The sequence below is a fragment of the Mesorhizobium sp. M0060 genome, from assembly GCF_040323155.1.
In the GTDB taxonomy this organism is placed as follows: Bacteria; Pseudomonadota; Alphaproteobacteria; order Rhizobiales; family Rhizobiaceae; genus Mesorhizobium.
Genome location: NZ_JAMYUP010000090.1, coordinates 1 through 18,666, shown reverse-complemented (window position 1 = coordinate 18,666; position 18,666 = coordinate 1). Strand labels below are relative to the sequence as shown.

General features: G+C 61.8%; 16 protein-coding genes and 2 pseudogenes. 8 read left to right on the top strand and 10 right to left on the bottom strand.

Going from position 1 to position 18,666, the window contains the following annotated elements; translation table 11 throughout:
• The first annotated feature begins 298 nt into the window (after positions 1-298).
• Positions 299-853 (top strand): HdeD family acid-resistance protein, encoded by a 555-nt coding sequence (locus NKJ94_RS35005; protein ID WP_352532055.1) that lies wholly within the window; start codon positions 299-301, stop codon positions 851-853.
• A gap of 58 nt (positions 854-911) precedes the next feature.
• On the opposite strand, the gene NKJ94_RS35000 is transcribed toward NKJ94_RS35005, so the two are convergent.
• Together NKJ94_RS35000 and NKJ94_RS34995 are read right to left on the bottom strand one after the other, a co-directional pair.
• The gene (locus NKJ94_RS35000) at positions 912-1,895 is read right to left on the bottom strand and encodes a bifunctional riboflavin kinase/FAD synthetase (protein WP_352532053.1); all 984 of its coding nucleotides are present in this window, start codon (positions 1,893-1,895) and stop codon (positions 912-914) included.
• A 9-nt stretch (positions 1,896-1,904) separates the two neighbouring features.
• Positions 1,905-2,765 carry a TIGR01459 family HAD-type hydrolase gene (locus NKJ94_RS34995; protein WP_352532051.1) on the bottom strand — a complete coding sequence of 287 codons (861 nt, stop codon included), beginning with the start codon at positions 2,763-2,765 and terminating at the stop codon, positions 1,905-1,907.
• A gap of 280 nt (positions 2,766-3,045) precedes the next feature.
• Between NKJ94_RS34995 and NKJ94_RS34990 the strand changes: the two are divergent.
• Positions 3,046-3,393, top strand: a pseudogene (locus NKJ94_RS34990) (hypothetical protein); the annotation flags it as partial.
• A 144-nt stretch (positions 3,394-3,537) separates the two neighbouring features.
• Positions 3,538-4,170: a LysE family translocator gene (locus NKJ94_RS34985; protein ID WP_352532049.1), complete on the top strand. Its 633-nt coding sequence runs from the start codon at positions 3,538-3,540 to the stop codon at positions 4,168-4,170.
• Between the two features lie 6 nt (positions 4,171-4,176).
• On the opposite strand, the gene NKJ94_RS34980 is transcribed toward NKJ94_RS34985, so the two are convergent.
• Positions 4,177-5,001 (bottom strand): DUF2189 domain-containing protein, encoded by an 825-nt coding sequence (locus tag NKJ94_RS34980; RefSeq protein WP_352532047.1) that lies wholly within the window; start codon positions 4,999-5,001, stop codon positions 4,177-4,179.
• A 147-nt stretch (positions 5,002-5,148) separates the two neighbouring features.
• Entirely contained in the window at positions 5,149-5,853 is a 705-nt protein-coding gene (locus NKJ94_RS34975; protein ID WP_352532045.1) for a glutathione S-transferase family protein, read from the bottom strand.
• A 109-nt stretch (positions 5,854-5,962) separates the two neighbouring features.
• On the opposite strand from NKJ94_RS34975, the pseudogene NKJ94_RS34970 reads away from it, so the two are divergent.
• Both NKJ94_RS34970 and NKJ94_RS34965 read left to right on the top strand, forming a co-directional pair.
• Positions 5,963-6,283 (top strand): annotated as a pseudogene (locus tag NKJ94_RS34970) (winged helix-turn-helix transcriptional regulator); the annotation flags it as partial.
• 124 nt (positions 6,284-6,407) lie between these two features.
• A complete protein-coding gene (locus NKJ94_RS34965; RefSeq protein WP_352532043.1) occupies positions 6,408-6,923 on the top strand; it encodes a CAP domain-containing protein in 516 nt (171 codons plus the stop codon).
• 45 nt (positions 6,924-6,968) lie between these two features.
• Here NKJ94_RS34965 and NKJ94_RS34960 read toward each other — a convergent pair whose 3' ends face one another.
• The 5 genes from NKJ94_RS34960 to NKJ94_RS34940 form a co-directional block, all read right to left on the bottom strand.
• Positions 6,969-9,653: an EAL domain-containing protein gene (locus NKJ94_RS34960; protein WP_352532042.1), complete on the bottom strand. Its 2,685-nt coding sequence runs from the start codon at positions 9,651-9,653 to the stop codon at positions 6,969-6,971.
• A gap of 216 nt (positions 9,654-9,869) precedes the next feature.
• A complete protein-coding gene (locus tag NKJ94_RS34955; RefSeq protein WP_352532040.1) occupies positions 9,870-11,405 on the bottom strand; it encodes a DHA2 family efflux MFS transporter permease subunit in 1,536 nt (511 codons plus the stop codon).
• Positions 11,406-11,713: 308 nt separating this feature from the next.
• The gene (locus tag NKJ94_RS34950; RefSeq protein ID WP_352532038.1) at positions 11,714-12,886 is read right to left on the bottom strand and encodes an HlyD family secretion protein; all 1,173 of its coding nucleotides are present in this window, start codon (positions 12,884-12,886) and stop codon (positions 11,714-11,716) included.
• Complete coding sequence (locus tag NKJ94_RS34945) at positions 12,883-13,362, bottom strand: MarR family winged helix-turn-helix transcriptional regulator (RefSeq protein ID WP_352532059.1); 480 nt, start codon at positions 13,360-13,362, stop codon at positions 12,883-12,885. Before NKJ94_RS34945 ends, NKJ94_RS34950 begins: the two co-directional genes overlap by 4 nt.
• Before the next feature lie 152 nt (positions 13,363-13,514).
• Entirely contained in the window at positions 13,515-14,423 is a 909-nt protein-coding gene (locus NKJ94_RS34940; protein ID WP_502896129.1) for a LysR substrate-binding domain-containing protein, read from the bottom strand.
• A 149-nt stretch (positions 14,424-14,572) separates the two neighbouring features.
• On the opposite strand from NKJ94_RS34940, the gene NKJ94_RS34930 reads away from it, so the two are divergent.
• Positions 14,573-15,961, top strand: coding sequence for an FAD-binding oxidoreductase (locus tag NKJ94_RS34930; RefSeq protein WP_352532036.1), 1,389 nt, complete (start codon positions 14,573-14,575; stop codon positions 15,959-15,961).
• Between the two features lie 52 nt (positions 15,962-16,013).
• Here the strand turns inward: NKJ94_RS34930 and NKJ94_RS34925 are convergent, their stop codons facing one another.
• Positions 16,014-16,949 (bottom strand): bifunctional helix-turn-helix transcriptional regulator/GNAT family N-acetyltransferase, encoded by a 936-nt coding sequence (locus NKJ94_RS34925; RefSeq protein WP_352532034.1) that lies wholly within the window; start codon positions 16,947-16,949, stop codon positions 16,014-16,016.
• Between the two features lie 217 nt (positions 16,950-17,166).
• On the opposite strand from NKJ94_RS34925, the gene groES reads away from it, so the two are divergent.
• Complete coding sequence (groES, locus tag NKJ94_RS34920) at positions 17,167-17,463, top strand: co-chaperone GroES (RefSeq protein WP_006203049.1); 297 nt, start codon at positions 17,167-17,169, stop codon at positions 17,461-17,463.
• A 62-nt stretch (positions 17,464-17,525) separates the two neighbouring features.
• Positions 17,526-18,666: chaperonin GroEL (groL, locus tag NKJ94_RS34915; protein ID WP_352532032.1), on the top strand; the 1,141-nt coding region annotated here is incomplete at its 3' end.

The window sequence follows — 18,666 nt, the reverse complement described above, 5'->3', positions numbered from 1 at the left end:
ACCCATGCGATGTCGGAGGCATCATAGCCTGCAAAGCAGATTGGGACCCAGTTCGCCGACCCCATCAGGGCCAGCAGTCTCGAATGGCTGCATCAACAGGCCGCACAGAAGACTGCACCCGACCAACGCGCCATAATGTCGAATTACCTCTTGCATCGCGGGAGCCATCCACAGAGGACATCTGGCAAGGGGATCGCTCGGGGGTGTGGCGCTCGCAGCCTGCTCGCTGGACGGCCAAGGCGATCGGCGCTACCTTCTAGAATGAAGATGCCAGGCAACCCTTGAGGGAGATGCGGCAATGACACTGCGCGGCGATGCCATGAAAGACGCCATTGGCCAGACGCGGGCGAAATGGGGATGGTTCGTCGCGCTTGGCGTGCTGCTGCTTATCTTCGGCGGCATCGCCTTCGGCAATCTGTTCATCGCAACCGTCGCCTCCGTCTTTGTCGTGGGCTGGCTGATGCTGATGGCCGGCGTTGTCGAGATCATCCATGCCTTCGGTGTGAAGACATGGGGCCGCTTCTTCTATTGGCTGCTCAGCGGCCTTCTCTACGCCGTCGCCGGCTTCTTTGCCTTCGGCAATCCGGTCCTCGCCTCGACGGTGCTGACCTTCTTCCTGGCGGTCGCGCTCCTTGCTTCAGGCGTGCTCAGGGCCTGGGTCGGCTACAGCCACCGGCCGCAGCCGGGCTGGGGCTGGGTCGTCGCGGCCGGCGTCATCAGCGCGCTGGCGGGACTGGTCATCGCAATGGGCTGGCCGGTCAACAGCGTGTGGGTGCTCGGCCTGTTCCTGGCCGTCGACCTGATTTTCCAGGGCTGGACCTTCATTGCCGTCGGCTTGGCGCTGAAGAAATAAATTCTGGTTTGAGCATGATCTTTTCCGAAAACCGGTTCCCACTTTTCGGGACCATGCTCTAAAAAGCTATGGCAGCGTCGAGCCCGGAAAGCGGCCTGACGCCGGCGAGCAGTGCCTTCGCCTCTGCCTCGTCGCGCTTCATCTGGGCGACCAGCGCGTCAAGCCCGTCGAACGTCACCTCCGAACGCAGGTAGCCGAAGAAGGACACGGCACAAATCTCGCCATAGAGGTCGCCGGAAAAGTCGAAGACGAAGGTCTCCAGCAGCGGCGCGCCATTGTCGTCGACCGTCGGCCGGCGGCCGAAGCTGGCGACGCCATCATGAAGCGAGCCGTCGGCGCGGCGGAAGCGGACAGCATAAATTCCTTCCTTCAGAGTAGCTTCCGGCGAAAGTCTCATGTTTGCAGTCGGAAAGCCGAGCGTCCGGCCGAGTTGCTGGCCGCCGATCACCTCGGCCTCGACGGTGAAGCGGTAGCCGAGCAGGCCGGCGGCCTCGACCACATTGCCTTCGCACAGCAGCGCGCGAATGCGGCTCGATGACACCACCTCGGCGCTTTCGTCGCGAAAGGCATCGACCAGCGTGACGCCGAAGCCGTGGCGCTCGCCGGCCGCCATCAGATAGGCCGGGCCGCCTTGGCGGTCCTTGCCGAAATGGAAATCGAAGCCGGTGACTGCGTGACTTATGCCGAGGTTGCGCTCCAGCACGCCGGTGACGAAAGCCTCCGCCGACAAGGAGGCGAACTCGCGTGTGAACGGCTGCTCGACCAGTGCCGCAAAACCCAGATGCGACAACAGCCGTGCTTTCATCGGCGGCGGCGTCAGCACGAACAGCGGCATGTCCGGCCTGAAAACTTTTCGCGGATGCGGCACGAAGGTCAGCACCAGGGCAGGTACGCCGCGACGCTCCGCTTCGGCGCGCGCGCGTTCGAGCACCGCCTGGTGGCCGCGGTGGACGCCGTCGAAATTGCCGATCGCCACCACGCCGCCGCGCAGATGGGCCGGCAGCGGCGCGGTTGCGGAAATGCGTTCGGACATTGCCGTCATGGCTTGAACCTATTGCAGTCTGGGAATGACCGCGACCGGCCTGTAGCCGTATTTTTCGAGAAAGGCCGCGAGCCTGGCCGGATCCGGCTGCAGCGCTTCACCGTAATCGCGGGCATGGATGCCGCCCGATACGTAAAGCACGTCGAAGCCATTGTCGGCCGCGCCCTTGATATCGGTCATCATGCCGTCGCCGATGGCCAGAACTTGCGAACGCTCGACCGGGCGGCCGAGAATGTCGGCGATCTCTTTCATGGCGACGTCATAGACCGGTGCGTAAGGTTTCCCGGCGATCAGCGTGCGCCCGCCAAGCTGTGCGTAGTCGCGGGCCAATGCCCCCGCGCACCAGATCATGCGCTCGCCGCGCTCGACCATGATGTCGGGATTGGCGCAGATGAAGGGCAGATTCCTTGCACGCAGCCGCCGCAGAAGATCGGCATAATCTTCCGGTTTCTCCACCTCGTCGTCGAATAGGCCGGTGCAGACCACACCGGACGCTTCGAACTCCTCGACGAGTTCGACGTCGAGACCGTCATAGAGTGTGAAATCCCGATCGGCACCGATATGGAAGATCTTTCGCGGCCCTTCGACGATCAGGTCGCGCGTTACGTCGCCGGAAGTGACGACACGATCGTAGGCGGCGGGAGGAACACCGATGGCGTTCATCTGCGTCACCACGTCGGCGCTGCGGCGCGGCGAATTGGTGATCAGCACGACAGGTATTTTCGCCGCGCGAGCAGCGATCAGCGCGGCAGCCGCCGCAGGGAAATGCCATTCGCCATTGTGCACCACGCCCCAGACATCGCACAGGATGGCTGAATAGGCTCCCGACAGATCTGCGAGCGAACCGATGATGTCGGGCGAATCCGCCATGCCGTTGTCCTGTATCGTGATGCTTGCAAGCGTCGCGGCCGACGGTCCGCCGCGACCGGTTCGGATTAACCGAAGCGTTTCACCCTGTCACCAGCTTTCGTTGCGTCAAGATTGTCGCTCGGTAGTGCCGGCGAGGTCGTGATGGCGAAAAGCTTTTCTTTTTCAGCGCCGTGTCCCCCTTTTAAGGAGCTTTGCCGCAGAGAACGCGTAGCAGCATTGCCGATGGCGGACGCATGGTTAACGAGGTTTGAAAACCCGTACCGATCTTGAACGATCTGGAAGCGTGACCCGTCTGTTCATGAATACCAGCACCGATATCGGCAAGACCACCTATTCCGGTGCCAACTACACGGCAACACTCGACGAGCAAATGAAAACGCTCTGCGCCAATGCAAAGAATTCGAACATTCTCGTGATGACGGTCGCGCTCGACCTGTCGACCACCGATACCGGCGACAAGAAGGCGATCGATGCGCTGAAGGCGTGTTCCTCGGATTCGCGCTTCCGCAAGGATCCGACCGACCCGAGCAAGCCGGCCAAGCTGTTCTGGAATGCGACCGGCGCGACGCTGTCCTACAATTTCAAGGAAATCGTCAACGAATTGTCGAACCTGCGCATCGTCGGCTGAAGGCGACGGGATCGGTAACTTAAGCAGAGGGGGCGCGCGAAGAATCGCTAACAGCGGCGCTGGCGCAAAGGCTCCTGCCCTCATGCTCTTGCGGGTGATGAAGGCCTGTGGTGACTGTCCTCACCGCCATCCGGAGATGCGCTCTTGCCCGAACCCGCCAACCATCTCGCCTTTGCGCTGGTCTGCCTCGGCATGGTGCTGACGCCTGGCCCGAACATGATCTATCTGATCTCGCGCTCGCTGTCGCAAGGGCCGAAGGCCGGGCTGATCTCTCTGGGTGGCGTGGCGCTCGGCTTTTTATTCTATGTGCTGTCGGCGGCGTTCGGCATCACCGCGCTGCTGCTCGCCGTGCCCTTCGCCTATGATGTGCTGCGCCTTGCCGGCGCGCTCTATTTGCTGTGGCTCGCCTGGCAAGCGGTGAAGCCCGGTGGGCGCTCGCCCTTCCTTATCCGCGAACTGCCGAGGGACAGGCCGCGCAAGCTGTTCGCCATGGGCCTGATGACCAACCTGCTCAACCCGAAGGTGGCCGTGCTCTATCTGTCGCTGCTGCCGCAGTTCATCAGCCCCGGCAAGGGCCACGTCCTGTCGCAGCTTCTGGTGCTCGGTGCCACCCAGGTGGCGATCAGCCTGACCGTCAACGCGATCATCGCGGTGACGGCCGGCTCCATCGCCGTCTTCCTCGCCGGGCGGCCGTTATGGCTGGTGATCCAGCGCTGGATGATGGGCACGGTGCTGACGGCGCTGGCCATCAAGATGGCAACTGACGCGCAACGCTGATCGGTCCTACATCGGCCGCCTGACCTGCTCGGCCCGCTCCGGTTCGACCACCCTGCGGTAGAGATGCCAAGTCGCGTGGCCAAGGACGGGCATGACGACGGCAAGCCCGGCAAACAGCGGGATCGAGCCGAGGACCAGGAGCACGGCTACCATCAGGCCCCACAGCGCCATCTGCAGCGGATTGGTCATAACTGCCCGCGCAGACGTCTCGACTGCAGAGACGGCGCCGACGTCGCGGTCGAGCAGCAGCGGAAAGGCGACGACAGTCGTCGCCAGCACGATCGCGGCGAAGACGAACCCAGCCGCGTTGCCGAGCAGGATCAGCGTCCAGCCCTTGCTGGTCGTCAGCACCTCGCGAATAAAGCCAACGATAGAGGCCGGAGGCTGATTGCCGTACAGGCTGGTGTAGATCGATTGCGCGGTAAACAGCCAGAGCAGGAACAGTACCAGCAGCATGATGCCGATGACCGCAATCGCGGGCAGCGCCGGCGAGTGGCGCACGTCGAGCGCATGCCACCAGGACGTATCCATGCCGGACTCGCGCCGGCGGCTGATTTCGTAAAGGCCAATTGCGGCGAACGGGCCGACCAAAGCAAAGCCGGACATCAGGGGGTAGATGAGCTGGATGGCGTTCGAGCCCGACGTCCACTCCGTCAGGATCAGGCCGACCACCGGATAGATCAGGCACAGGAACACATAATGCGACGGCTTGGCCCAGAAATCCTCTACGCCGAGACGGAGCGCATCGATCAGATCCGCGGTGCTGATGCGGCGCACCGTCGGCTGTACATGCGTTCCACGCGCATCCGCCATGACATGAAAGCCGGCCATAACCTTTCTCCCGTGTGTCGGGGCGGTCATCGCCAGGATGGCCGCCCGCAGCTGCCACTTCAAGAACGACCGTATGATAGCCGATCTCGGCGCGCTTGTCGCCACCGCCCGGCGCCGGGGCGCCGGGGCGGAACGAACAGGACGAGATTAGGTCGCGAAGCGATCGATCACCTCGGCCAGCGGAACGTGACCGAGGCAAGCGCCTGAGCCGGCGGGCTTTTCGCCAGCCTCGACAGCGAGCGCATATCGCACGGCCGGATCTGCTTCGATGCGGCAGCGCAGCGCCGCCAGCTTGGGATAGGCGGCCCCATCGACCGCCTGGTGGAACTCCGCCCAGCGCGCCACGCCGATCAGCGTGGTATCCGCCAGTGTCAGCCGATCGCCGACCAGAAAGTCAGTGTCGAGGATCATCGCCTCAAGCTGGTCATGGCGTTGGGTAACGACCTTGCGGCCAAAGTCACGCAAGGTCGCCAGCAGCACCGGTTCGGCCGATTCCATTTCAAGTGCGGCCCAGAGCGGACTGAAAGCAGCGGTGAAACCGGTGTTCACGAAAGCCATCAGCTGGTGCATCCGGTCGGCTTCCGGCGAGCGAGGCTCGAAGCTGATACGACGTTGGGTATCGCGGACTTCGAGCCACGCGGCAATCGCCATGGTCTCGGTGAGCACCCTGCCTTCGTCGGTGATCAACACCGGCGTTTCCTGACGGCCGTTGATGCTGGCATAGGCATCGTTCTTCATGTCGGCCAGCATGTCGACACGACACAGGCGATAGGGCTGTCCAACGCGTTCAAAGGCAGCGACGAGCCCCATCGAACTTCCCGCCGGGAAGCCATAAAGGAGAATAGGTTCCATTTTCTTTGTCTCTTCCATGATTTAGGGATCACGCTGCGCAGCGAAACTTGACCCTAAACACCGGGCGGCCCATGTAAATTACGCACTATTCTGTAACCAGGTTCCCGCCATGAAAGATGTCGTCTCACGCTGCCCGATCGAAGAGACCATGCGTGTGCTCAGCGGTCGCTGGCCCACCTTGCTGCTCTACTATCTCAAGGACGGCACCAAGCGGTTCAGCGACCTGAGGCGTGACAACCCGACAGTGTCGCACCGCATCCTGGCGCTCGAACTGCGCAAGCTGGAGGAAGCAGGGATCGTTCGGCGAACGGCGCGTTCGGGCTATCCGCTGCATGTGGACTACGACCTCACGGAGCCCGGTCTCAAGCTTGTGCCGCTCATCGACGCGCTTGGCGCCTGGTGGGAACATACCGAACAAGATCGGGCCGCCCCGGCGTCGTCGACCCCCAAAATCCGATCTCGGCAAGGCGGCCTAAGACGACAATCCGCAGATTGTGCGAGCGATATTCTCACTCGCCCGGCAAAAGCCATGATCACCGCTATGTCAGGCGGGCATGACCGCTGCGAAAATCGAAAATTATGAAGGCCGATCAAGCCTGAACAGGCGCGTACTGCTCAGGGCTGCCGGCCTTGGCGCACTGGCCGGGCTCGCTGCTTGCGTCACCGTGCTGCCCACCGGCGAAGGCACCGGGGTCTCTTCCGCGGCCACGGGCATTCTGGCCGGCATCCGTGCCTCGGCGGGTCTCGGGCCGCTTGTCCCCGATGCACAGCTCGAACGGGCGGCGCTGCAGCAGGCCGGCTACATGGCGCGCGGCGGCCGCATGAACCACACCACCGGCTGGGGCAAGGACTTTGCCTCGCGCGTCAAAAACAATGGCATTGCCGGCGCTGCCGCCGAAAACATCGCCGAAGGCCGCTTCGACCAGCAGAAGCTGTTCGACGTCTGGATGCATTCGGCGCCCCACCGCGGCAACATGCTCGACCCACGTTTTGCCCGCTTCGGCCTCGCCTATGTGCGCGATGGCCGCGACAGCACGCTCCGCTACTGGTGCCTTGTGCTCGGTAGATAAGCTTCCGCCATTTGGTCGGCGGAAGCCTGCCGGATGACCGACCCGTCAGTCTTTGCGGCCGCCGAGCAATTCCTCGATGTCCTGCGCGCAAACCGGTTTGCTGAAATGATAGCCCTGCATTTCGTCGCAATTGTTCCTGCGCAGGAAGGCTACCTGATCGTCTGTCTCAACGCCCTCGGCGATGACCCTCAGGTTGAGATTTTGACCCAATGAAATCACGGCGCTGGCAACAGCCTGGTCGTTCTCGTCGGCGGCCAGATCCGTGATGAAGGACTTATCGATCTTCAGCCGCGCCACTGGAAATGTCTTAAGCGCACTCAGGCTGGAATAGCCTGTGCCGAAATCATCGATCGAGATCTGGACGCCCAGGCTCTGCAGTGCGTTCATCGTCGCGACAGCCAGGTCGATGTCCTGCATGATGAGGCTTTCGGTCACCTCAAGTTCCAGGTATCTGGCCTCCAGGCTGCTGTCCTTCAGCGCGTTTATGACGCGATCGATCAGGTTCCGTTCCCTGAATTGCCGTGCTGAGACATTCACGCAAACGGTCATTGGCGGCAGGCCGGCATCTTGCCAGGCCTTGTTTTGCCGGCAGGCCTCATGCAGAACCCAGTCGCCGATCGGTACAATCAGACCTGTCTCCTCGGCGGTCGGGATGAACATCATCGGCATTATCGTGCCCAAGGTCGGATGGTTCCAGCGTATCAATGCCTCGACCGCAAAAACCCGACCTGACCGAAGGTCCACTTGCGGTTGGTAGAGCAGAGTGAATTCCGAACGCTCCAAGGCGTTTCGCAGCTCTTCCTGAAGCACGAATTTCTCATGCGCCCTGGTGTTGAACTCCGGAGTGTAAAATTGGAAATTGTCGCGACCGGACTCCTTGGCGCGATACATGGCCGCATCTGCGTTTGCCAGCAGCACATCGGGAGCCGCCCCATCCTTGGGATAGCTGGCAATGCCGATGCTGGCTGTCGCCCGCACAAGATGGCCTCCAAGCTGAACCGGCTCTGCGATCGCCGCTCGGATTTTTTGCAAGGTCTCGGAGACGAGATCGACATTCGTCGGCTGGTCGAACAGCACGATGACAAATTCGTCGCCGCCAAGCCGCACGACGGTATCGGTTGCCCTTACGCACTCGACCATGCGACTTGCGACGATCTTCAGGAGCTCGTCTCCGGCATTGTGGCCGAGCGTGTCATTGACGAATTTGAAATTGTCCAGATCGATGAACACCACCGTCACCCAGCGATCGTATCGCTGAGCGTACAAGACCGCCTGGGAAAGCCGATCCTCTAGCAAGGCGCGATTGGGAAGCCCGGTCAGCACGTCATGGTTGGCCATGAAGTGGATCCGGTCTTCAGCCTGTTTGCGTTCGATGGCAATTCCGGCGATGCGCGTCGTGAAGTCGATGAGGCGAGTCTCGGCCTCTGTCGGTTCGCGCACCGTCATCGAATACATCGCAAAGACGCCGAGCACGGCGCCCTGATGCGACAGGATCGGCGTCGACCAGCATGAACGCAAACCATGGCGCTGGGCGAGATCACGATAGTCGTCCCAAAGCGGGTCCTGCATGATGTCGGCGACAATGACCGGCTCGCGCCGATAGACCGCGGTTCCGCAAGACCCTGCCTTGGGGCCGACCACGGCGCCATCGACGGCGTTGGTGTAGTCTTTTGCCAGACTCGGCGCGGCGGCGTGGCGCAAGTGGCTGCCATCCTTGTCGAGTAGCAAGACCGAACCGGATATCCCCGCCAGCTGGGACTCGACCAGATGCATGAGCCGCTCGAGCACGTCTTCAAGTGGGGCGCTCTTTGCGATCATCTCCAGGATATGCGCCTGCCCGTCGCGAAGGATTTCGGCCTGCTTGCGCGCAGTGATGTCGCGGGCAATGCCGACGAGGCCGAAAATGTTGTTTTGAACGTTGCGCAACGGCAGCTTCGTCGACAGGAACCATTTGCCGGTGCCTGACGCATCGATGACGAACTCCTCCTCGTCGATCATCGGTTGTCCGTCGCGCATCAGTTTCTGCTCAATGAGACGAAATTTCTGCGCAAGATCCGGAGCATGAAGGTCGAAATCGGTCAGACCGATCATGTCGCTCGTCCTGTCCTGACCGCTGTCGGACGCAATGGCCCGGTTGGCGACGACGAAGCGGCTTTCGGTGTCCTTCACCCACATGTAGTCAGGTACCAGGTCGATCAGCGTCTGCAACGAGATGCGCTCGTCGATGATCAGGCGATTGGCGCTGAGTTCGCTGATGTCCTCATGCGTGGCCACCCAGCCCCCGTCAGGCATTGGCTGGTGGCAGACCTGAATTGTCCGGCCATCGGCGAGCTCGGCTGACCAGTTTCCCGAAGCCGCGCCTGAATTGACTGCCCGCGCCAAGGCCAGATAGGCGTCTGCGTTCGTCGGCGACGTCCCGACAGCAACGCGACGCTCGACAATTTCGCGCAGCGCCAGGCCCGGCTGCAATTGCTCCGGCGCAAGCCGATAAATTTCCGCATAGCGTCGGTTGCACAGGATCAGCCGTTCATCGGCGTCAAAAAAGCAGATGCCCTGCGAGATGTTCTCGATCGCGGTCTGGAACCGCAGTGCCTGGTCCTCGAGTGCTGCAATCGTGGCGCGCAGCTCGCGTTCGAGGGCTTCGTACGAGGCAGTCGCCAGTTTTGCCAGCGTCGTTAGATTGGCGGATTCGGGTGCTTCGGCGGGTTGCCTGGATGATTTCGTGGCCAAACACAGTTCCTCCCTGCTGATGTTTGAGGCAAGCAGAGAGGGCTCGCCTTCAACCCAAAAGCGACTGCATATTGGTCTGGATATACTAATGGTAGATGAACCGGTTCGACGCCGGCGCGAACGGCATGGACAGCTGAGGCTTAGAGCAGATTTCGCCTGCCGGAAGCGGCGCAGCGTACCTCTCGATCGTCATTCAGGCCGCCGCACATTCGCAGCCTAGTCCATATGCGCCGCGGGCGCCCCACCGGCGGCAGGACCGGCCTTTGGTTTGCGCAGCAGGAAAACGAACGGGACGGCGAGCAGCGTCATCATCATCAGCAGCTTGAAGTCATTGACGTAAGAAATCATCATCGCTTGGATATTGACCATGCCATCCATCAGGGAAAGCGCCGTCGGGTCGCCGCCCGCCGCTGCCGGCGACGCCCCCCAGAGGTTGGGATTGAACGGATTGATATAGGCCGAGAGTTCAGCGTGATTGATCTGCGTGTTGCGTACCAGCAAAACCGTCACCACCGATACGCCGATCGACGACCCAAGATTGCGCACCAGGCTGAATAACGCCGTGGCATCGGTGCGGAAGCGTGCGTCGAGCGTGGCGAAGGCCACGGTGGACAGCGGCACGAACACCATTCCCATTCCAAGGCCCTGGATGACGCCGGAGCTGAGGATAAGCCAGTTGTCCATCTGCGGCGAAAAGCTGGACATGGTGTAGAGCGATTGCGCGGTCAGCAGGAAGCCGATGACGACGAGGATTCTGGCATCGATCCTGTGCATGATCCGCCCGACGAACAGCATCGCAATCATCGTGCCGACACCGCGTGGCCCTAAGACGATGCCGATGGTGAGGGTCGGATAGCCGAAGATGGTCGACAGCATTGGTGGCAGCAGCGCCATGCTCGCCAAAATGAGCACGCCCATGACAAAGATGAACGCCAGCCCGGTCACGAAATTGCGATCGAGGAAGATCTTCGGGTCGATGAAGGGGTGCTCCGCCGTCAGGGTGTGAATGATGAATACCCAGAAGCCGGTGATGGAAAGACCAAGCTCGATCCATATCTCGATCGAGGAAAACCAGTCGACCTCGCCGCCGCGATCGAGCATCAGCTGCAGCGCGCCGACGCCAAGCGAGAGCATGGTGAAGCCGAAGAAATCGAAGCTGCGCACCCGCCGGGCAACACTGGGAAGATATGCGGCCATGCCGAGGAAAGCGATGATACCGACCGGCAGGTTGATGAAGAACACCCAGCGCCAGTTGAAATTCTCGGTCAGCCAGCCACCCAGCGTCGGGCCAAGGATCGGTCCCAGCATGATGCCGGCGCCCCAGATGGCCATGGCCTGGCCGTGGCGTTCCTTGGGATTGATGTCGAGCAGGAAGGTCTGCGACAGAGGCACGATGGCCGCGCCGAACACGCCTTGCATCAGCCGGAAGAAAACGATGGTCTCCAGGCTCCAGGCGATGCCGCACAGCATGGAGAAGACGGTGAAGCCGACCACCGCCGTCAGGAACAGCTCCTTGCGACCGAAGCGGTCGGCCAGCCAGCCGGTCACCGGCGTCATGATCGCGGCGGCAACGATGTAGGAGGTCAACACCCAGTTGATGTTGTCGGGGGAGGCGCCGAGATCGCCGGTCATGGTCGGCAGCGCGACGTTGGCGATCGTGGTGTCGAGCGCCTGCATAATCGTCGCCAGCATGAGCGCAACGGTGATCAGGCCGCGGTGCGGTAATTCGCGAAAGGGTTCTGGGCTGCTCATGATGTAAAACTTCCAGCAGGTAACAAAAACGTGTACATTAGGTTTCCGGGCGGCGAGGCCCTCGCTGTGGAGACCCTCATCGCGGTGGGACGCGGCCATCGATGTGGGGGTTACATCGACTGAGCGTCTCGACATACGGGCGCCTGCCGCCCGGAAACCTGAGGACCGAAGATCCTGCGCAGAGTTGTCTGGTTTAAGCAGGCCGCAGCGCAGCCCGTCTACGCATTCAACTCTTCCTGCGCTTCCCTCGGACCAATCCTGTCACCTGCATCCAGCTCGCTATGCGGCCGCTGTTCTAGTTGGCCTCTTTACTTGGCCTCGCCTGCGGTGGCGTGGCCGAAAATGCTCGGCAGCCCGCGGGAGACGCCGGTGTCCACCGTGACGGTCGCGCTCATGCCGGTGCGCAGCGCCATTTTGGCGTCGGCGTCGGTCAACTCCAGGCGAACCGGAATGCGCTGCGTGACCTTGACCCAGTTGCCGGTGGCGTTCTGCGCGGGCAGCAGCGAGAACTCGGCCCCGGTACCGGCGCCGATCGCCTTGACAATGGCTTCGAACGTCTTGCCCGGATAGGTGTCGACCACGATTTCGGCCTTCTGGCCCGGCTTCATGTTGGTGAGCTGGGTTTCCTTGAAATTGGCGTCGACCCAGGTGTCGCCGGTCTCGACCAGCGAGAACAGCGGCGTGCCCGAACCGACATACTGGCCGACCTTGAACGAAGCGGCCTGGCTGATGATGCCGCCGGCAGGCGCCTTGACCGTGGTCTGGACCAGATCGTAGGCCGCCTTGTCGCGTGCGGCGAGCGCCGCCATCACCGTCGGATGCTTGTCGGTCTCGATGTCGGGATTGCCGCCAAGTGCCGCCTTGGCACTGACGATCCCTTGCTGGGCCACGGCCAGCTGCTGCTTGGCCTTGTCGAGGTCGTTCTTGGCCTCATCCAGCGACGACTTGGCGTTGATGCCCTTGCGGGCAAGGTCGGCGGCGCGGTCATATTGCGACTGCGCGTACTGGACCTGGCTTTCGTCGGATCTCTCTTGCGACACAGCCTGGCTGTAAGCGGCACGCAGCTGCTCGACATTGAGGCGCGCGCCGGCCACCGCCGCGTCGGCCTGGGCCAGTGCGATCCGATAAGGTTCGGGGTCGATGGCGAACAGCTCGTCGCCCTGCTTGACCAGCTGGTTGTCGGCAATGTCGACCCGAACGATGCGGCCTGCCGTGTCCGAAGCGATCGACACCTTGGCCTGCTCGAGATTGGCGTTCTCGGTCTCCTGATAGCGGCCGCCGGTCACCCAGACATAGCTGCCGCCGGCGATCAACGCCGCGGGCAGCGCGACCATCAAAAGGAAACGGCCGGCGCGGCGCTTCTTCTTTGGTGCCACCGGTGCGGGCTGCACCTGCGGGGCAATGGTTACCGGCGCCGGCTGCGCGGGAGCTTCCATCTCCAGCTTGGTCGCATCTTGGTTTATCTTGGCTACCGCGTTCATGCTGCTGCGCCTTCTGTATTCTTCACTTTTTCCAAGGACGACGTCTCGCCGTCCGCTAGATTCTGCACGATCGTATCCAGCGCCCTGACCAGGACACGGCGATCTTCCGGCGAAACACCGACAAGCGATTCCTCATAGACTTCGCCGGCGAGACTCTTGACGTGGGCATAGGCCGCGCTCGCCTTGGCGGTCGGGAAGATCATGCGGACGCGCCGGTCGGTTGCGTCGGAACGGCGCTCGATCCAGCCGCCCTCCTCCATGCGATCGACAAGGCGCGAAACGCTGATCGGCTCGATTTCGAGCAGTTCGGCGAGCCGCGCTTGCGCGACACCCTCTTCCTTGGCGACGCGGACCAGAAGCCGCCATTGCGCCGAGGAAAGGCCGAAGCCGCTGGCGCGCGCCTCGAAGCGCTTGCGCATCAGGCGCTGCACGTCGTGAATCAAGAAGCCCAATCTGTCGATGCCGTCGGAAACCATGAGCGACATATATAATGAGCGTGCTTATGATTCAAGAAGCCGCTTTGGACCAGACGCCGGCAAACGTGCATGGCAGCCATGCAATGAGCTTATGGTTAGCAATTTGTTACGCCAGGTCCCTGGTGATGAGGATGGCGGGAAATCGGCGTTGCTTAGGCCATCGATCTCATCCAGGCAAAAAAGGCTTCGATATGCGCTTGTCGAGGGTGGTTGGCTACGCAGGCAAGATAAAAGCCGTAGCCTGGGAGAGAGAGATCATGTGCCTTGACCAGCCTGCCAGCTTCGAGTTCGCCACTGACGACCACGTCGCTGCAGATAGCGATGCCTTGGCCTGCCGCGACCGCGTCGATCGCATGCAGCTCTTCGCGGAAGCTTAAGTCCCATGCCTCGTTGGCATCGGGGATGCCGGGATCGACCGAGCGCGCGATCGCCAGCCATCGCTGCCAGGTCGGCGCTTCGGGGTCGCGGTTCGTCCAATCGAAATGGATGAGCGGGTATTGCAGCAGATCGGCGGCGCGCTCGATCTGTCGGTCGCCTCCTGCCAACAGCTCCGGGCTGCATACCGGAAAAAATGCGTCCCGAAAAATTTCCTGGGCGGGAACGTCCCGCGGCATCCTGCGCGCATAGCGGATCGCGACATCGGCGTCACCGGCTCGCAGGTCCAGAACGGCGTCTGTCCCGATAATCTCCAATGGAATGTTCGGATGCTTTTCCCGCCACTTCGACAGGCGCGGAACCAGCCATCGGCTGGCAAATGCATTTGGGCTCGTCACGCGCAGCGGGCGTTGGCCAACACCGGCCGAAGCTGATGCAATTGCCGCGGCGAAAGCGTCGAAGCCGCTACAAACGACCGGGAATAGCCGTTCGCCCACGCCCGTGAGCACGAGCGGCCGTGGGCGCCGCCGGAAAAGCAGTTGCCCACAGACCTCCTCCAGCAATCGAATCTGGTGGCTGATGGCCGTGGGTGTCACTCCGAGTTCCGTCGCGGCCTTTCTGAAGCTCATCAGCCTGGCAGCGGCTTCGAACGCACGAAGCGACCCGAGCGGCGGAAGTTTTCTCATCCAGGCAGTTTAGATGAATTTAGCTCATCCAGCGACTGAGATATTCGATTTTGCAGCGAATGACGGTGCATGAGATCATCATGGTAGACACATGACAATGAACGAAAGCTGCTTGTCCAACCGTGCCGGATCACGAAGGGTATCCCTCGATGAGCATGTTCAAGCTTATAGACGGTTCCGAGCCGACGTTGCAGGCGTCAGATATCGCGCGGCTCAGGCAGGCAATTCGCGGCGATCTGATCCTTCCGGACGACCCTGGCTATGACCAGGCACGCAGAGTTTGGAATGGAATGGTCGATAAGAGGCCGGCGGCGGTCTTCTATTGCGCGGAATCCAGCGATGTCGTCACGGCCGTCAACTTTGCCCGATCGCAAGGCTTCCTTGTCGCCGTCCGCGGCGGTGGCCATAACGTCGCCGGCAGCTCGGTATGCGGCGGCGGCGTGGTGATCGATGTGTCACGCATGAAGCGGATCGAAGTCGACCCGGTCCGCCGTGTTGCGCGCGCAGAGGCCGGCTTGAACCTGGGCGAGTTCGACGCAGCCACACAGGCCCATGGTCTAGCGACGACCATGGGTGTCAACGCGGATACCGGCATAGCCGGACTGACACTCGGCGGCGGGTTCGGCAAACTTGGCCGCAAACATGGACTGAGCTGCGATAATCTTGTCGCCATCGAAATCGTGACGGCGGACGGCCGGTTACTCAAGGCAAGCGCGGCCGAAAATACGGATCTGTTCTGGGGCATTCGGGGTGGCGGCGGCAATTTCGGGGTCGTCACGAGCTTCGAATATACGCTTCATCCCGTGGGTCCGCTGCTCATCGCGGGGTCGGTGCTATACCGCTACGACGAGGCACGTAAAGCGATGCGGTTCTACCGTGCGTACTCGAGCAGCGCCCCGGATGAGCTGAGCCTGGATGCAGCACTTGTGACGGCGCCCTCGGGCGAACGCTTCTTCAGCATCTCGGCGTGTTACATCGGCCCACTCGACGAGGGCGAGCAAATCGTCCAGCCATTGAGAGAGTATGGCACGCCGGTTGAGCGCCGGATTGCTCCTGTGCAGTATCTTCAAATCCAATCGGCGGGGGACAGCCTCTTTCCGCGCGGGCGGCGCTACTACTGGAAGGCGCAGTTCATGCGCGAAATTACAGACCAGGCGATCGATACGATGCTTGCGGCTTACATGACTGCACCCCGCGAATCGCTTCTGGTCCTGCAGCAGGTTGGCGGCGCCATCTCGCGAGTACCGATGGACGAAACGCCCTATGCCAACAGGGATGCGCTTTATGATTGCTTCCCGATATCGATCTGGGACAATCCGGCTGATGACGAAACGCACATCCGATGGGCGCGCGACCTGTGGGATGCGATGAGACCTTTCTCGACCGGCGGCGTCTACGCCAATAATCTCGGCGAGGAAGGCACGGACCGGGTTCTGGCAGCTTACGGCGAAAACTACCCGAGGTTGGCCGCACTAAAAAACAAATATGATCCCACCAATTTCTTCCGCTTGAACCAGAACATCAGGCCAACCACCTAAGCGATTTCCGCCGCGGCCGGCGCAGGCCGATGCTCGAAATGCTGCGGCGCTGCTACAGCTCCAGGTTCCAGTTCTGGCCGACCAGATCCTTGCCGAAGGAATGGTGGCGCTCCTCGTCGGCCAGCTTGAACCCGGCCGCCTCATAGATGCGGCGCGCTGAGGTGAGCACGTCGTTGGTCCACAGCGTCAGTGTCCTGTAACCCTTGGCGCGGCAAAAGCCGACACATTCCTCGACCAACCGCTTGCCGATGCCGAGCCCGCGCGCCGAAGGCTCGACATAGAGCAGGCGCAACTTCGCCACCTCGTCCGACTGGTGCACGACGAACACCGAGCCGACGACCTCGCCTTCCCGCTCGACGATCCAGCTGCGTTCCCATTTCGGATCGAAGGATTTGACGAATGCGCCGAGGATTTCGGCGACCAGCGCCTCATAGCTCTCGTCCCAGCCATATTCCTGCGCGTAGAGCAGGCCCTGCCGATGGATGATCCAGCCGATGTCGCCGACCTGCAGAGGCCGCAGCATATAGGGAATTTTGGGCTCGGCGCTTCCGCCCAGCAGGCGCTGCACCGTCTGCATGGCCTTGACCAGCCTGTCCTGTTCGGGGACCGAAAGCCGGTCGAGCAAAGCTGTGACCTGATCGTGCGAGCCCTGGTTCAGCGGCGCGAAGGCCTGCTGCCCGGCCTGGGTCAGCGCGATCGACGAGCGCCGCGCATCTGCCTCGATCGTGGCGCGCTCGACCAGATCACGCCCCTCGAACTTCTTCAGCAGCCGGCTGAGATAACCGGCATCGAGGCCGAGATCGCGCGCAAGATCGGTGGCGGTCAGGCCATCGCGATGCGCCAGTTCATAGAGCACCCGCGCTTCGGTCAGCGAGAAGGTGCTTTTCAGCAGCCCTTCGTCGAGCAACCCGATCTGGCGGGTATAGAAGCGGTTGAAGGCCCGCACCGCGTCGATCCGCTCCTTGCCTGGGTGATGATGAATCGTCATGGCATCCTCCTGCCGGCAAGATCAGCCATTTAGTTGACTTAGTCAAGTATATGTTTGAAGCAATTGTCCTGGTGATGCTCACTGGGCGCCTTGACTCGCGTGAGCCACCAGCCTATTTCAGCGCCACGTTAGCACTCCCCCAAGATGAGTGCTAACTACATGTCCGGCGCCGCCGGACGGAGGAACTGTTCTCACCATTCTCATCGAGGAATAAAAAATGGCAAAGTCGAAGTTCCGCCCGCTTCATGACCGCGTGGTCGTACGCCGGGTTGAATCCGAATCCAAGACCGCGGGCGGGATCATCATCCCCGATACGGCTAAGGAAAAGCCGCAGGAAGGCGAGATCATCGCCGTCGGTTCCGGCGCCCGTGACGAAGCCGGCAAGCTCGTCCCGCTGGACGTCAAGGCCGGCGACCGCATCCTGTTCGGCAAGTGGTCGGGCACCGAAGTCAAGCTCAATGGCGAAGACCTTCTGATCATGAAGGAATCCGACATCATGGGCATCATCGGCTGAATACCGGCCTCACCCTCAACTGAATTTTCGGGCTCAATCCAAGCCCCTGCCAGGAGCTAAAAATGGCTGCCAAAGACGTAAAATTCTCCCGTGACGCTCGTGAGCGCATGCTGCGCGGCGTCAACATCCTCGCCGACGCGGTGAAGGTCACACTCGGCCCCAAGGGCCGCAACGTCGTCATCGACAAGTCCTTCGGCGCGCCGCGCATTACCAAGGACGGCGTCACCGTCGCCAAGGAAATCGAGCTTGAAGACAAGTTCGAGAACATGGGCGCGCAGATGGTCCGCGAAGTGGCGTCGAAGACCAACGACATCGCCGGCGACGGCACCACGACCGCGACCGTTCTGGCGCAGTCGATCGTCCAGGAAGGCCACAAGGCGGTTGCCGCCGGCATGAACCCGATGGACCTCAAGCGCGGCATCGACCTCGCCGTCGCCGACGTCGTCGCAACGCTGATCAAGAACGCCAAGAAGATCAAGACCTCGGAAGAGGTTGCCCAGGTCGGCACCATCGCCGGCAATGGCGATGTTTCGGTCGGCTCGATGATCGCGGAAGCGATGCAGAAGGTCGGCAATGAGGGCGTCATCACGGTTGAGGAAGCCAAGACCGCCGAGACCGAGCTCGAAGTCGTCGAAGGCATGCAGTTCGACCGCGGCTATCTCTCGCCCTACTTCGTCACCAACGCCGAGAAGATGGTTGCGGATCTGGAAGACGCTTACATCCTTCTCCACGAGAAGAAGCTCTCCAACCTGCAGGCCATGCTGCCGATCCTCGAGGCTGTCGTGCAGACCTCGAAGCCGCTGGTCATCATCTCGGAAGACGTCGAAGGCGAGGCCCTGGCCACGCTGGTCGTCAACAAGCTGCGTGGCGGCCTGAAGATCGCCGCCGTCAAGGCGCCGGGCTTCGGCGATCGCCGCAAGGCCATGCTGGAAGACATCGCCATCCTCACCGGTGGCCAGGTCATTTCCGAAGACCTCGGCATCAAGCTCGAGAATGTCGGCCTCAACATGCTCGGCCGCGCCAAGAAGGTGTCGATCTCCAAGGAGAACACCACCATCGTCGACGGCGCCGGCAAGAAGGCCGAGATCCAGGGCCGCGTTGCCCAGATCAAGCAGCAGATCGAGGAGACCACCTCGGACTACGACAAGGAGAAGCTGCAGGAACGTCTCGCCAAGCTGGCGGGCGGCGTTGCCGTGATCCGCG

Coding starts and splice junctions, on each gene's coding strand:
- NKJ94_RS35005 (WP_352532055.1), top strand. CDS start 299: ATGACACTGCGCGGCGATGCCATGAAAGACGCCATTGGCCAGACGCGG.
- NKJ94_RS35000 (WP_352532053.1), bottom strand. CDS start 1,895: ATGACGGCAATGTCCGAACGCATTTCCGCAACCGCGCCGCTGCCGGCC.
- NKJ94_RS34995 (WP_352532051.1), bottom strand. CDS start 2,765: ATGGCGGATTCGCCCGACATCATCGGTTCGCTCGCAGATCTGTCGGGA.
- NKJ94_RS34980 (WP_352532047.1), bottom strand. CDS start 5,001: ATGGCCGGCTTTCATGTCATGGCGGATGCGCGTGGAACGCATGTACAG.
- NKJ94_RS34975 (WP_352532045.1), bottom strand. CDS start 5,853: ATGGAACCTATTCTCCTTTATGGCTTCCCGGCGGGAAGTTCGATGGGG.
- NKJ94_RS34965 (WP_352532043.1), top strand. CDS start 6,408: ATGACCGCTGCGAAAATCGAAAATTATGAAGGCCGATCAAGCCTGAAC.
- NKJ94_RS34955 (WP_352532040.1), bottom strand. CDS start 11,405: ATGAGCAGCCCAGAACCCTTTCGCGAATTACCGCACCGCGGCCTGATC.
- NKJ94_RS34950 (WP_352532038.1), bottom strand. CDS start 12,886: ATGAACGCGGTAGCCAAGATAAACCAAGATGCGACCAAGCTGGAGATG.
- NKJ94_RS34945 (WP_352532059.1), bottom strand. CDS start 13,362: ATGGTTTCCGACGGCATCGACAGATTGGGCTTCTTGATTCACGACGTG.
- NKJ94_RS34940 (WP_502896129.1), bottom strand. CDS start 14,423: ATGAGAAAACTTCCGCCGCTCGGGTCGCTTCGTGCGTTCGAAGCCGCT.
- NKJ94_RS34930 (WP_352532036.1), top strand. CDS start 14,573: ATGAGCATGTTCAAGCTTATAGACGGTTCCGAGCCGACGTTGCAGGCG.
- NKJ94_RS34925 (WP_352532034.1), bottom strand. CDS start 16,949: ATGACGATTCATCATCACCCAGGCAAGGAGCGGATCGACGCGGTGCGG.
- groES (WP_006203049.1), top strand. CDS start 17,167: ATGGCAAAGTCGAAGTTCCGCCCGCTTCATGACCGCGTGGTCGTACGC.